This is a genomic window from Brucella pituitosa, assembly GCF_003049685.1.
Taxonomy (GTDB): domain Bacteria; phylum Pseudomonadota; class Alphaproteobacteria; order Rhizobiales; family Rhizobiaceae; genus Brucella; species Brucella pituitosa.
Genome location: NZ_PYSY02000002.1, coordinates 1,380,115 through 1,394,029, shown reverse-complemented (window position 1 = coordinate 1,394,029; position 13,915 = coordinate 1,380,115). Strand labels below are relative to the sequence as shown.

Here is a 13,915-nt window from a genome sequence, read left to right as displayed (position 1 = left end):
ACAGGTTTAACTCCCTCATGAAAATGCGTTCAAGATGACACAGCCATCCCGCTCTTCTCTGTTTGGACTTGCCCTCGTTTGTTTGTCTGCCGGATTATCAACTGACGCTTTTACTGCGGAGGCATTGCCACAACTGACGCCGGAAATTGGTGTCACGGCCCATATCGCAAAGACCGAAAAGGGCTATGTCATTGTGCAATCCGATGGGGCAGAGCTCTTGATGATTGACGCCGAATGGGCCACAAATTTTGACGGCAACCCGAGCTTTACAGTCGCGGATTTCAATTTCGATGGATTTCCCGATGTGGCGCTTGGCGCAACTACAAGTGAGAGTCCCGATATAGGGTTTGGTCTTTTTCTCTATAAGCCAACAACAAAATCTTATGCGGCGCTCAATTTCACGGAAGATTTCAGCGAGCAGCTTAACTGCGGCGCTCTATGGAATATTGAGTTAATCGAAAGCAGGAAAGCGCTCAAAAGCAGCTGTAACTTTGAGGGCGAAGATGCGCGTATCGATGTTGTGCAGATAGACCCCGACGGCGGTGCAAATTTGCTGGAACAATCGCGCCCAAAGGACGAAAACTGGCATTGGCCCTATCACGACCGCCCCGCTCGCATGGTCTCGTATGACCGGCAGGGCAACATCGCTCTGGAAACAGTCATTGCCAGCGATGAAACAGAGAATAGCTGGGAAGTCCCTGTCACTAAGCTCGAAATATATAGCGCGGCTGATCTGCAAAGCAGGACGCCTGCCCATCTTGTCAAAGGCGAAACCGTCCGCATTCTTGCTTTTAGCGGCGACTTCATGAAGTTCGCCCGCAAAGGCACCGATAACCTGCCCGGCGGCTGGGTATCGCTTAAACAAGCTTATGACCTTGTCGCCCGTTATGATGCTGACGGAACCAAGCCGCAAACGGCCTCCCTCGGCCTTTCCGACTACAAAAATACAACGGAAAATCCTGATTATTATCGCAACCTCTTCACGCTGACGATGAAGAACACCAGCGATACGGAAATCCAATTGTCGAATGCTGAGCTTTTTCTTCTCTTTAACGGAGACAACGGCACGCGACTAGCCCACAAGCTCTACGATATCTCCGATACGAAGCTCACGCCCGGCGAAAGCCATATGCTCGACGACAATCCGATTGAGAAGCGCGACGGACAATTTGTGATTTATCACGATAATGACGGGCAGGACGCCTATCCTCTTTTCTTCCCGCCGGACCTTATGCCCGGCAAGTATCGTGTTCGCCCGATCATCACCGATCCAGGCCTCGGCAATTTCATTTATGGCGAGAACGAAATCGAACTTGAGTATCCGCCAAAGCTCGCCGACGGTCTGGTGAAACCTTAAGCTACCTGCCCTGCACACCAGCCGGACGACCATGCCCACTGGAAATTATAGCCGCCGAGCCAACCGGTGACATCGACCACTTCGCCAATGAAATAAAGGCCGGGTACATTCTTCGCTTCCATGGTTTTGGAATCGAGGTCGCGTGTATCGACACCACCCAATGTCACCTCAGCGGTGCGATAGCCTTCTGAACCCGCTGGCTTTACATGCCAGTCATTGACCGCAGCTGCAGCCCGCCGCAATACGGCATCCGAAAGATCTGCGAGATTGGTTGCGGGGAAATCGGCCGCGATAAGCTGCGCGAGCTTCTTCGGAACGAAGAACGACAGAGCCGTTTGCAGGGCCTGCTTACCGTTCTTGGAGCGCTGCTCCCTAAGAGCTTCAAACAGATCGGTCGTTGGCAGCATGGAAATGACAATTTCATCGCCTTCACGCCAGTAGGATGAAATCTGAAGAATGGAAGGGCCGCTAATGCCACGATGCGTGAACAACATCGCCTCGGCGAATTTCGTCTTCTTGCATGAAACCACAGCATCGACCGCAACGCCCGCAAGTGGCTTCAACCGCTCAAGCAAATGCGGCTCGAAAGTCAGCGGCACCAGACCGGGACGAGTTTCAACAATACGCAGACCGAAACGCGTGGCAACGTCATAGCCAAAGCCTGTCGCACCCATCTTCGGAATGGATTTACCGCCGGTCGCAATAACCAATGATTTTGCTGAAACGGTGCCGCCAGAGTGGCGAATGACAAAGCCGCGATCGGTTTTCTCAACAGTCTCGATTGCTGTTTCAAGCTGCAAACGCGCGCCGTAGCGATGCATCTCATCAAGCAACATATCGATGATCTGCGTTGCAGAACCGTCGCAGAAAAGCTGTCCAAGCGTTTTTTCGTGATAGGCGATGCGATACTTTTCCACGAGCTTGATGAAATCGCGCTGTGTATAACGACTTAGTGCCGAGATGCAGAAATGCGGGTTTTGCGACAGGAAGTTCTTCGGGCTTGCATGGATATTGGTGAAGTTACAGCGACCGCCGCCAGAAATGCGGATCTTGTCACCGGGTTTTCTCGCATGGTCCAGCACCAGCACAGAGCGCCCGCGCTTAGCCGCTTCAACCGCACACATCATGCCAGCAGCGCCAGCGCCTATCACCAAAACATCGACGCTCTGCAACATTCAACTCCGGGTCAATTCTTCGCGGCACCATATTGCGCTATATCGCAAGCGCAAGACATGTTTTGGAGTTTTTAAACATCTGGCAGTTAGAACGAGTATAAAGTTGGACCATTTTCAAAGAAGCGGGGGCAGAATTTGAAGGTTTCAGTCTCTTCAGTGCCTGATATAGCGAACGGGCGGACCCGTTTTTTGGGGGGAAGCATCTTTTGGATGCTGCTTGTCCTTGTCGTGCTGGTTGGTCTGTTGAGCATCCCGCTGACCGTTCCTATTGGCCCGATGTATTGGGATACTTATCTCTATCTCGATGCAGCGCAGCGCATAAATACAGGGCAGATTCCCTCAGTCGATTTCTTCACCCCGGTAGGCCCGCTGGGGTATTATCTCTTTTCCTGGGGACAGAAGCTATTCCCTCAAGCGCAATCCTTGCTGCTTGTGCAGTGGTCCATGCTTGTCGTGGCAGCTCCCCTCATGGCAGTGGTTCTCGCCGAAGTGGAACACAAAAGCCGACCGATTGCCTTCGCGCTTCTCATTCCTTTTCTGGTCTTCGCCATATTCCCCGCCAATGTGCAAACCTATACGTCCTATCCCGGCCTCGACGGCTTCGGCATCTATAACCGGCAGGTGTCGCTGCTGCTTTATGTGCTGACATGCGGTCTGATGTTTATTGCAGACGGACGCAAGCTCGCAGCCTTTTGCGCCATTACAATGCTTGCCTTGTTTCTTACCAAGATCACAGGCTTTCTGGTTGGCGGTCTGTTTGGGCTCACAGCACTTCTGGCAGGGCGCGTGTCAATTAAAACCGTTTTGATTTCTGCCGCCATAACACTGATCGGATTGGCCGCACTCGAACTAAACGGCCACATGATTTCTGCCTATCTCGTCGATATCGAGCAACTTCTGGTCCTGAATGAAGGCGCGCTGCTGCCGCGGTTTTTGACGGTCTTATCCGGCAAGCTTGATGTGATCCTGCCAGCCACAATTCTCGTTCCGGTTCTCTTCTGGATCGAGTTGACGCGCGGCACGCCTGCGGCACGCTTTTTTGATCGTAGCTCCATATGGCTCGTGGTCATTTTGCTCGGTGGCGTCATACTGGAAACGCAAAATACCGGCAGCCAGGAATTCATCTTTATCTGGCCTCTTCTGTTGATGATCTACGAGCGCATCAAGCACGTCAAAGGCAAGGCAAAGATTGCTTTTCTGGTGCTTGCTGCCTTCAGCGTCATTCCCACCTTCAGCAAAGTCACGCACAAGATTTTGCGCGTCATTGCAGTAGCGCCCACCTATATCCAGCCACCTGTGACAGAACTCAAAACCATGCGCCAGGTATCCGTCAGACCGGACATCATGGACCGCGCGAAATTGCTGCCCGTGCATTATGCGGATTATTCTGCACCTTACGAAGCATTGGCAACGCAGGGGCAATTGCCAAGCTGGCGGCTTTACTCAGAGCTGGATTATCAGATGTACTGGATCATCTCTGCCGATGAGGCCATCAAAGCCTTCAAAGCCTTTGAGAACAGCAACGGCGTTTATCTTAAAACGCTGATGACGCTTGATTTTACCGATCCTTTTCCATGGCTACTGAACCGCGAGCCGACCCGGAAAATCCAGATCGGTGCCGATCCGTTTCGCACGGTTCCTGCAATGACTGATGAAACCAGAGCGGCGGTTGAAGCAACGGACGGCGTTCTACGACCTAAATGCCCGATGACAACAACCCGTCTGGCCCTGCAGGAAATTTACGCAGACGCACTCAAAGATCGCCAAGTAGTGCCGCTTGATGCATGCTGGGACTTATTGCTGCGTCCCGGAATTTTGCAAAAATAGAGCAAGAAAGGCAAAAGGCCGGATGAAACCACCCGGCCTTTCTTTTTACTTGATTTGCGCCTTCACGAAATCCTTGACGATACCGACGATGCCGCGTCCGAGAATCTCATCAAGTGCTGCAATAAACTCATCGACATGCACTCGCCCACAAATCAATGGCGGCTCCAGCCGGATCACATTGCGATTATACTCGGTGAAAGCCACTAGCACGCCATGGTCACGCAGCAAATGACTGCCGATGAAGCCCGGCAACGAGCCTTTCAGCTTATCATCCAGCATGGCGAGTACAGGACGCAGCACAATCGGCATGGCGTTGGAGAAGTCATGGAACTCCAGCCCCACCATCATGCCTTTGCCGCGCACGTCCTTGATGAGTTTCGGATAACGCGCGTGTAACTCTTTCAACTGATCAAGCAAATAATCGCCAGTTTCTGCTGAGTTATCGATGAGATGTTCATCATAGAGCACATTGATCGTTTCAATCGACGTTATGCAGGCTTCACCAATGCCGCCGAAGGTCGCCATGGCATGGATCATCGCTGTTTTCGGCGTGCCATACGCTTTCATATAGACGTCGCGCTTTGCGATCATCGCAGCCATCGCCGTCTTACCGCCGCCAAGCGACTTGGCAAGGGCGGTGACATCGGGAATGACGCCATAATGCTCAAAGGCATAGAATTTGCCGGTACGACCAAAGCCGCACTGCACTTCATCCGCCACCCAGATCACGCCATACTGATCGCACAACTGACGCAGCTTCTGCCAGAAAGCAGTATCGGCCTGAATGATGCCGCCGCCGCCCTGAACAGTTTCAAGCACGATGACACCAATTTCAGGATCAGAACGGAACGCGTTTTCGATGGCGTCAATATCACCAAACGGCACGCGAACCGTATTATCGACCAGCTTGAACTCGCCACGATAAAGCCCGCCATCGGTGATCGACAGTACGCCCTTGGTCTTTCCGTGGAATGAGTTTTCAGCATAGACAATCTTCGGCTTCTTAGGACCAGCGGCACGTTCTGCAACCTTGATCGCAGCTTCCATGGCTTCCGAACCGGACGACCCCAGGAAGACCATATCGAGATCACCCGGCGAGCAGGCCGCAATGTCATAAGCAAGCGCTGCTGCATATTGCGACATGAAAGCAATGGCGATTTCGTGCCGCATTTCTTCTTGGAACTTGCGGCGCGCCTCAAGAATGCGCGGATGATTGTGTCCCAGCGCCAGAGATCCGAAACCGCCGAAGAAATCGAGAATCTTGCGGCCATTCTGGTCATAATAATACATGCCTTCGGCGCGCTCGATCTTAACCTTGTGAAAGCCGAGCAGCTTCATGAAATGCAGCTGGCCCGGGTTAAGATGACCGGTAAAAAGCTCTGTCATGCGCGGCAGATCGAGTGCCTTTGCATCTTCGACCGTCAGAAGCTTCGGCTTGGGCGTGTGGTTGGCAACAGCAACCGCATCATATGTCGTAACTGTCTTTGTCATGGTTCTGTCCTCACGCCGCCTTCGATGCATTGGCAAGTTTCTTGCGATATTCGCTATAGGCCGCGATCAGCATGTCCTCATCACGATATTGCGGTATCCAGCCCAATTCCCGCTCGCCTTTCGAAACATCAAGAACGCACATTTCATCGGCGATCAGATATTGCTCCGGGTCCATCAACGGCTTGTTGAGCCAGTCAAGAAAATCCAGCGTGCGCTTGACCGCCCACGCGGGCGTCGGCACCAGAATGGATTTCGATCCTGCATGCTTGACCAGATCACCGAGCAGTTTACGTACTGGCGGCGGGTTGAGCGAGCCGAGATTATAAACCTCGTTCGGCACGCCTGCCTTGAAGGCCGCGTAGCAAGCAGATGCACAATCAAACACCGAGATAAACTGATAGGGGTTCTTGCCCGAGCCGATCATCGGAACCGGCAGATTGTTATCGATCAGCTTGAACAGTTTTTCCAGAATACCAAGGCGTCCCGGTCCGATAATCAGACGCGGACGGAACAGCGAAATATTCATCCCGCGTGTGCGCCATTCTACGGCCAGTTCCTCGGTCTTGAACTTCGACAAGCCATATTCGCCCAGCGGGTTGCAGGGATGATCTTCCTTCTGCGGCCAGACATAGGTGTGGCCATAAACCATATCGGTCGTGAAATGCACGAGCCGCCTTGCACCAGCTTCATCCATCGCCTTGATGATGTTTTCCGTGCCGTAATAATTGACCGGGAAGAAGAAATCGTGACGCTTGGCCCGCACCTGAAGCGGCGACAGCATCTTAGCCGAGAGATTATAGACCATATCGTCGGCGCGAATGCCGAGCTTGCGGATCGCCTCAGGATCGGTGACATCGGTATGAACGAAAGTCGCATCACTATAATGCGCCAGATCGCTCTTCACGATGTCAGCGACAATAACTTCATGCCCATCGGCAAGAAGCAAGGGCGCCAGATATCGTCCAACAAACCCGTCACCACCGAAAATAATATGTCTCATAATCCTGCCCCAACCTTAAATTTATGATGCTGAGCGGTCGTGAACCGCCGCGTTCTGTTCGGCATTCGACGACTTGCCGCTCTGTGCGATCAGCACTGTTCCAATGCAAATGAAGGCGATACCTGCAATCTTGTAAGCGCCCAGTTCTTCCTTGAACAAAAGCCATGCGAACAACGCGACCGCGACATAGGCGAGGCTTAAAAAAGGATATGCAAAAGACAGATCTACTTTCGACAGCACATACATATGTGATGCCATGGAAATCACAAACATGGTCAATCCGGCGAAAACCCACGGATTAAAGACAATCTGAAATATCCGATAAATCAGTGTGTCCGCTGAGTAACTAGCCGTACTGAATGACATCATGCCGTATTTGAGCAGCAGCTGTGCCGCCGCATTCGTCATGACCGTGAAAAGAATGAAGGGGATATATTTCATGTCCTGTCCCGTCTTAATTGGTTAAAGCGGTCCGCCGCCAGAAATCGGAGCAGAACCGCGCATCACGCATGTCCTCAAGCTGCTGCCATTCTGGAAAGCCCGTTTTGAATGTCTCCGAACTCATCCGCTGATCCTTGTAGGGATTGACGCGCCCGCCCGCCTCGATCGTCATGCTGTCGAGATGATCGAGCAGTTCCAGCGTCTTCCGCCCGCGATTAGGAAAATCCATCGTCAGAGTATAGCCCGGCTTTGGAAATGACAGCAGACCCGGAGAATGCAGATTGCCGAAACGCTTGAGGACCGTGAGAAAGGACGACTGGCCTGCATCGCGACTTGCCTGAAGCAGTGCCGGAATCATCTTTTCCGCTGCCTCAAAAGGCACAACGCTCTGATGCTGATAAAGCCCTGCAGGACCATAAAAGCGGTTCCAGTTGCGAAGACCATCCAGCGGATAGAAAAAGCCTGCAAATCCCGTCAGATGCGGCTCTTGTTTGCGGCGTTTAGCGTGAAAATAAAGGTTGTTGAATGCCGTCAGGCTCAACCTGTTGAGCATCGAGAACGGCAGATCAAACGGTACACCGAGCCGCGCTTCACCGCTGCTCGCTGTATGATTGCCATTGATCGCGTGATTGCCAGTGATCAACACACCACGGCCTTCCGAGCGGCCACTTGCCAGCTGATCTACCCAAGCCACCGCATATTCATTCTGCCGGTCGAACTCTTCAGCAATCGCAAAATATTCGGCCAGGTTCCGGAAAGATGTGATGCGTTCTTCAACATCGAGGGAGCTAACCGGCATCAGTCGGATGCGGGCGTTAAGGATCAGACCTGTCAGGCCCATACCGCCAATTGTTGCTGAAAAGAGTTCCGCATTTTCTGCACTCGAACAGATGTATTGCACGCCATCAGAACGTAGTAGTTCCAGGCTTTCGACATGGCTGCCGAATGTTCCGCGCAAATGATGGTTCTTGCCATGCACATCGTTGGCGATTGCACCACCGAGCGTTACAAAACGCGTGCCGGGCGTCACCGGTAGAAAGTAACCGTGCTTGGCAACAGCCTCGATAATTTCGCTTAGCAGAACACCGGATTCAGCCTCAAGAACACCAGTATGAACATCGAAGCTAACAATCCGGGCGTGCGTTCGCATCGGCACAAGCAATCCTGCGTCGTTGTGGCAGCTGTCACCATAAGAACGGCCATTGCCGAAAGCGAGCAAGCTCTCCGGGCCTTCCAGTTTGGAAAACACACCGTCGAACGCAATCGCGCTTCGCCTGCGACGATTAATGCGTCCAAAACTGTCAAACGACTGGTCCATCACCGCATCCCGGATACGAACAGCAGAACTGCGCCAATCGCAATCACCGCCTGACTGCGCCAATCATTGGCAAGGAACACAACAGGATCGTCGTCCATTTCCTTGCGATGCGCCAGAATCCACACGCGGATGATGATGTAGAGAACGATCGGAACAAGCGGCCAGATGAGCCATGGATAGGTATAAAGTTCCTGCACTGCGGCACTGTTGATATAGAGCGCCAGAACTACGACGGCGGTGAAGCCGGAAGCAACACCGCTCTGGCCGACAATGTCTCTGTCTTCGGGGCGATAGCCCCGACCGGCGATACGGTCCTTTTCCGTGACCGTGGAGTGCTGCAATTCAACATAGCGTTTCACCAGGGCCAGCGACAGGAAGAAGAACATTGCAAATGCCGTCAGCCAGAAAGACTGCGGAATTTCGGTCGCCGCCGTACCGCCCAGCAGCCGCAGGGTGTAAAGCGCTGCAAGACAAATGACATCAACCAGCAATGCGCGCTTCAGCACCAGCGAATAGGCGGTCGTCGCAACCAGATAAAGACCGATAACCAGCGCAAAAATCGGCGGCAGGAAAAAGCAGGTTGCTGCGGCAATCAACAAAAGCAGCGCCGACACCTTGAGGCCGAACGGAATACTCAATGCACCGCTTGCGAAGGGGCGCGAGCGCTTTCGGGTATGCTGGCGATCAAGCGGCAGATCAATGATATCATTGAGAATATAGATCGCTGAGGCCGCCGCAGAAAAGGCAAGGAATGCAAGGATGGACGCTAACAGCACGTCGGGAAAGAAGATCGTGTGAGCAAGGATCGCCGGCACAAAAACCAGAAGGTTCTTGAGCCATTGATGCACACGCAGCATTTTCAGATAGGACTTGATGCCCGCTGCACTTTTCTCGAAGAGCCGACTATCATTGGCTTTCTGAAAACGCGCTGCTGCCCGATCCGGAGCAACGACGACCACCTTTCGCGCAGCTTCGAAGACCGCTATATCGGCGCGGTCGTTGCCAGCATAATCGAAGCCTTTCGGGCCATAATGTTCTGTGAGAGCACGCGCCTTGGCATGCGAAGAAAGATTGTTTTTGCCTGTCGTGGCTAAAACAGTCTCAAAAATACCAAGCTCCGAAGCAACCGCCTGTGCCAGCGGGTCTGCTGCTGCAGTTGCCAGAACCAGCTTGCGCCCATTGGCATGTTCCTGACGAAGATACTCGAGAAATTCCTCCCGATACGGCAACAATGACGCATCAATGACGATCCGACGCGCGATTTGCTGCTTGAGATGAGCCTTGCCTGACAAAAGCCAGATCGGCAGCAGGAAAAGATAAAGCGGATTCTTCTTCAGAAGAACGAAGGCGCTCTCCCAAAGCAAATCGGTTGCGATGAGCGTTCCGTCGAGATCCACGGCCAGAGGCACGTCCTGACTTTTGAGCCGCTCATCCATTTTTCGTCATCACTCTCAAACCCGCCCCCGGCAACTCTCGTCAGCCAAGCCCCCTTGGCGACCCATAAGACGAAAGTACAAATGAACAATGATTAGTCTTCTCTGCAATCGATAATTGTTATTAACGGGCTTGTCTCTACCAAACTGCCCTTTAAACAATCACTACAAGTTTTGGTTAATAAACCAGCGATCCCAATAATTGCTGGTCTATCTTTTCATCGCGTAATATAAGGCGTTGATTATTTTCCAGTTTGATCTGCGCTTCTTGCACGAACGCCTCAGGTTTAGAGCCGACCATGAATATTGAATCTGCCTTGAATGACGGTGCCAATGTCTTCGAACTGGCTCCAATTTCCCTGTGGCTTGAGGACTATAGCGGATTGCGTGCGCAGTTCGAACAATGGCGAAAACTAGGCGTTACAGATCTTAGGGCGTTTCTTCACGAAGACACGACCCGGTTGCGCATCTGCACAAGCCTCATCCGTGTTCTCAAGGTCAACCGCAAAACTCTGTCTCTTTATGAGGCGCGTGATGTCAACCATCTGATCGAAAATCTTGAGCGCGTTTTCCGCGACGACATGCTCGATCCGCATATTGAAGAAATGGTTCAGCTCTGGAACGGCGACAACGCCTTCATCAGCGATACAGTGAATTATTCGCTAGGCGGCAAGCGCCTCGACATCCAGCTCAAAGGCGTGGTTTTGCCAGGCCATGAGGAAAGCTGGGACCGCGTTCTTTTGTCCATCGAAGACGTGACAGCACGTGAAGAGGCCCGACGCGAGCAAAACAAGCACAAACAGCACGCAGAAGGCTTGTTTGAGCATTCTCCTGTCTCACTTTGGGTGGAAGACTTCAGCCGCATCAAACAGATGATGGACGATATCCGCGAGCGCGGCATCGTCGACTTCCGCGTTTTCACTGATGTACACCCGGAATTCGTGCGCCAATGCATGAGCGAAATTCGCGTTCTGGATATCAATCGGGAAACGCTCGAACTGTTTCTCGCGCCAGACAAGCAGACGCTTCTGCAAAACCTGCCGAACGTTTTCAAAGCCGATATGGAAACCAATTTCCGCGAGCAACTGATCGACCTCTGGAATGGCGTACTGTTTCAGCGCCGCGAAGTTGTCAATTATGCGCTCGACGGAACCGAACGGCATTTGCTCCTGCAATTCTCGGTCCTGCCGGGCCATGAAGAAGACTGGTCACTTGTTCAGGTCGCACTTGCAGACATTACAGCGCGCAAGAAAGCCGAAGCCTATCTCGAATATCTTGGCAAGCATGATGTGCTGACCAAGCTGCATAATCGCGCCTTCTATGTCGATGAGTTGAACCGCCTCGAGCGCAAGGGACACGCACTTGTCTCAATCATCATCATCGATCTCAATGGCCTGAAGGCCGCCAATGACCAGCTTGGACATGCGAGCGGCGATGGCTTGCTGCGCCGCATCGGTGAAGTGTTGAATGAGGCTGTAAAGCTGCCCGGCCACGCTGCCCGTATTGGCGGCGACGAATTTGCAGTCGTGCTGCCTTATGTCGATGAGCGCGGTGCAGAAGCCGTCATGGAAGATATTCGCCGACTGGTCGATATCAACAACCAGTATTACTCGCAGCTCAAAATCGAGCTTTCGATGGGCACCGCCACCAGTATGCCCGGCGAAAAGCTGGAAACGGTTGCGAAGCGTGCAGACCTTCTGATGTATGAAGACAAGCGCATGCACTATTCAACGGAAGCGCTGCGAAAGTCACAACTTTCCTGATCAGTCATCAAACTTGATAATCGTCTTGCCACGTGTGAGATCGGTGACAAGCTGCGCCAATTCACTTTGAACAGCGAGCGGCATCGCACCGGTCATTTCCACACCGGTTGCTATGAAATTTTCGTTTGCAATGGTGACGTGCTCGACAGCCATAAGACGCGCTTTAAGAAGCGCGTGATCTGAAAAATCACAAGCCAACGAAAAGCCGATCACCGGGATCACCTCGGTTTTCTCGGCTTGCCGCAGGCACATTGCCGCCGTGCCACCATAAGCCCGCATCAACCCGCCACTGCCAAGCAGAATGCCCCCGAACCAGCGCGTGACGACGACCACGATATTATCAAGCTGCTGCCCGTCGATTGCTTGCAGAATGGGTTTTCCTGCCGTGCCGCTCGGCTCGCCATCGTCACTGAAACGGTAGTTCTGCCCGATGCGCCACGCCCAGCAATTATGGTTAGCCGCAAGATCGGAATGCTCAGTCAGAAAGTCCTTAGCCGCCTGTTCATTTACCACTGGCGCAGCAATGGCCAGAAACCGGCTCTTCTTGATCTCCTGCGTGATGGTTTCAATGCGACTGATGGTGAACATGGCTATCCTGCAAACGGTATTTTTGCGACCTAGCATTTTACGTTGCGGATGACGACTCCTTATGCCTGCGTTAGCATTGCACACATACAAACTAGGGTATAAGGCATTGAAAAATGAGCTGCGCTTCCTGCCTGCCACTCACCCCTGCCGATAATATGAAAGGTCCGCCGATGTTCGATCTGATTGTAAGAAACGCCAATCTTCCCGACGGACGTGAAAAGCAGGACATTCTGGTTAAGGACAGCAAGATAGCCGATATCGTACCCTCCAGGGGCGAACATCAGGCAGCCAAGGAAATCGATGCAACCGACCGGCTCGTAACCCCGCCATTCGTCGATCCGCACTTCCATATGGACGCGACCCTGTCGCTTGGCCTGCCACGCCTCAATCGCTCGGGCACATTGTTGGAAGGTATCGCGCTCTGGGGCGAACTCAAGCCGATGCTGACTGTTGAAGCCATGGTCGAACGCGCGCTGCGCTATTGCGATCTGGCCGTCTCGCAGGGCCTGCTGGCAATCCGCAGCCATGTCGATGTCAGCGACCCGCGCCTTCTCACTGCGACCGCGATGATCGAAGTACGCGAGAAGGTAAAGCCTTATATCGATCTGCAGCTCGTGGCCTTCCCGCAGGACGGTTATTACCGTTCGCCGGGCGCGGTCGATCTCGTCAATCGCTCGCTCGATATGGGTCTCGATGTCGTGGGCGGCATCCCGCATTTCGAGCGCACAATGGCCGATGGCGCCGCTTCGCTCGAAGAACTCTGCCGCATTGCCGCTGAACGCGGCCTGCCGGTCGATATCCATTGCGATGAAAGCGACGACCCGATGTCGCGCCATGTCGAAACGCTGGCCGCGCAGACAATGCGCTTCGGCTTGCAGGGCCGCGTTTCCGGTTCGCACCTCACCTCCATGCATTCCATGGACAATTATTACGTCTCGAAGCTCATTCCGCTGATTGCGGAAGCGAAGATGAACGCCATTCCGAACCCGCTCATCAACATCACATTGCAGGGCCGCGCGGACACCTATCCGAAGCGCCGTGGCATGACCCGTGTGCCGGAACTGATGGCGGCTGGCGTTAACGTTGCTTTTGGCCACGACTGCGTTATGGACCCCTGGTACTCGATGGGTTCCGGCGACATGCTGGAAGTCGGCCATATGGCTGTCCATGTTGCGCAGATGACGTCGATTGAAGGTAAAAAACAGGTCTTTAATTCCCTGACCGTCAATTCGGCAAAAGCGCTGGGCCTCGAAGGCTACGGCCTTGAAAAAGGCTGTAACGCTGATTTCGTAGTGCTTCAGGCACGCGATCCGCTGGAAGCGCTGCGTCTCAAGGCCAACCGCCTGACCGTCGTCAAGCGCGGCAGGATCATCGCTGAGACCCCACAACGCGTCAGCGCGCTCAACCTCGAAGGTCGCCCGTCATCGGTTGACGGGGCAGATTACGCGCCAATCGGCTAGCAATATCAGCAGTTTCGGCCTACCCGGCAGATTGCCGGATGAACGAACAGGAACAGTCGCGG

Annotated in this window: 11 protein-coding genes; 4 read left to right on the top strand and 7 right to left on the bottom strand. The window is 53.3% G+C overall.

Translation table 11 applies throughout. The annotated features are described in order from the left end of the window. Positions 1-34: 34 nt before the first annotated feature. Positions 35-1,357, top strand: a complete 1,323-nt coding sequence (locus C9380_RS18835) for an FG-GAP repeat protein (protein ID WP_128094270.1) — start codon at positions 35-37, stop codon at positions 1,355-1,357. Here the strand turns inward: C9380_RS18835 and C9380_RS18830 are convergent. After that, on the bottom strand, positions 1,354-2,529 hold the full coding sequence (locus C9380_RS18830; protein ID WP_105534961.1) for a BaiN/RdsA family NAD(P)/FAD-dependent oxidoreductase: 1,176 nt from the start codon (positions 2,527-2,529) through the stop codon (positions 1,354-1,356). The genes C9380_RS18835 and C9380_RS18830 overlap by 4 nt on opposite strands. 213 nt (positions 2,530-2,742) lie before the next feature. Here C9380_RS18830 and C9380_RS18825 point away from each other — a divergent pair, with 213 nt between their 5' ends. After that, complete coding sequence (locus C9380_RS18825) at positions 2,743-4,359, top strand: hypothetical protein (protein ID WP_235822395.1); 1,617 nt, start codon at positions 2,743-2,745, stop codon at positions 4,357-4,359. 45 nt (positions 4,360-4,404) lie between these two features. On the opposite strand, the gene C9380_RS18820 is transcribed toward C9380_RS18825, so the two are convergent. From C9380_RS18820 to C9380_RS18800, 5 genes are read right to left on the bottom strand one after another with little or no spacing between them, the layout of a single operon-like run. Next, positions 4,405-5,850, bottom strand: coding sequence for an aspartate aminotransferase family protein (locus C9380_RS18820; protein ID WP_128094269.1), 1,446 nt, complete (start codon positions 5,848-5,850; stop codon positions 4,405-4,407). Between the two features lie 10 nt (positions 5,851-5,860). Continuing rightward, positions 5,861-6,850: an NAD-dependent epimerase/dehydratase family protein gene (locus C9380_RS18815; RefSeq protein ID WP_128094268.1), complete on the bottom strand. Its 990-nt coding sequence runs from the start codon at positions 6,848-6,850 to the stop codon at positions 5,861-5,863. 21 nt (positions 6,851-6,871) lie between these two features. Next, positions 6,872-7,291 (bottom strand): EamA family transporter, encoded by a 420-nt coding sequence (locus C9380_RS18810; protein ID WP_024897647.1) that lies wholly within the window; start codon positions 7,289-7,291, stop codon positions 6,872-6,874. A gap of 13 nt (positions 7,292-7,304) precedes the next feature. Then, complete coding sequence (locus C9380_RS18805) at positions 7,305-8,609, bottom strand: FAD-binding oxidoreductase (RefSeq protein WP_128094267.1); 1,305 nt, start codon at positions 8,607-8,609, stop codon at positions 7,305-7,307. After that, a complete protein-coding gene (locus C9380_RS18800) occupies positions 8,609-10,045 on the bottom strand; it encodes a UbiA family prenyltransferase (protein ID WP_128094266.1) in 1,437 nt (478 codons plus the stop codon). The genes C9380_RS18805 and C9380_RS18800 overlap by 1 nt, the downstream gene beginning before the upstream one ends. Positions 10,046-10,341: 296 nt before the next feature. On the opposite strand from C9380_RS18800, the gene C9380_RS18795 reads away from it, so the two are divergent. Continuing rightward, positions 10,342-11,805 carry a sensor domain-containing diguanylate cyclase gene (locus tag C9380_RS18795; RefSeq protein WP_024897644.1) on the top strand — a complete coding sequence of 488 codons (1,464 nt, stop codon included), beginning with the start codon at positions 10,342-10,344 and terminating at the stop codon, positions 11,803-11,805. Here the strand turns inward: C9380_RS18795 and C9380_RS18790 are convergent, their stop codons facing one another. Next, positions 11,806-12,393 (bottom strand): IMPACT family protein, encoded by a 588-nt coding sequence (locus C9380_RS18790; protein WP_128094265.1) that lies wholly within the window; start codon positions 12,391-12,393, stop codon positions 11,806-11,808. Positions 12,394-12,563: 170 nt separating this feature from the next. Between C9380_RS18790 and C9380_RS18785 the strand changes: the two genes are divergently transcribed. Further along, a complete protein-coding gene (locus C9380_RS18785) occupies positions 12,564-13,853 on the top strand; it encodes an amidohydrolase family protein (protein WP_128094472.1) in 1,290 nt (429 codons plus the stop codon). The last annotated feature ends 62 nt before the right edge of the window (positions 13,854-13,915 follow it).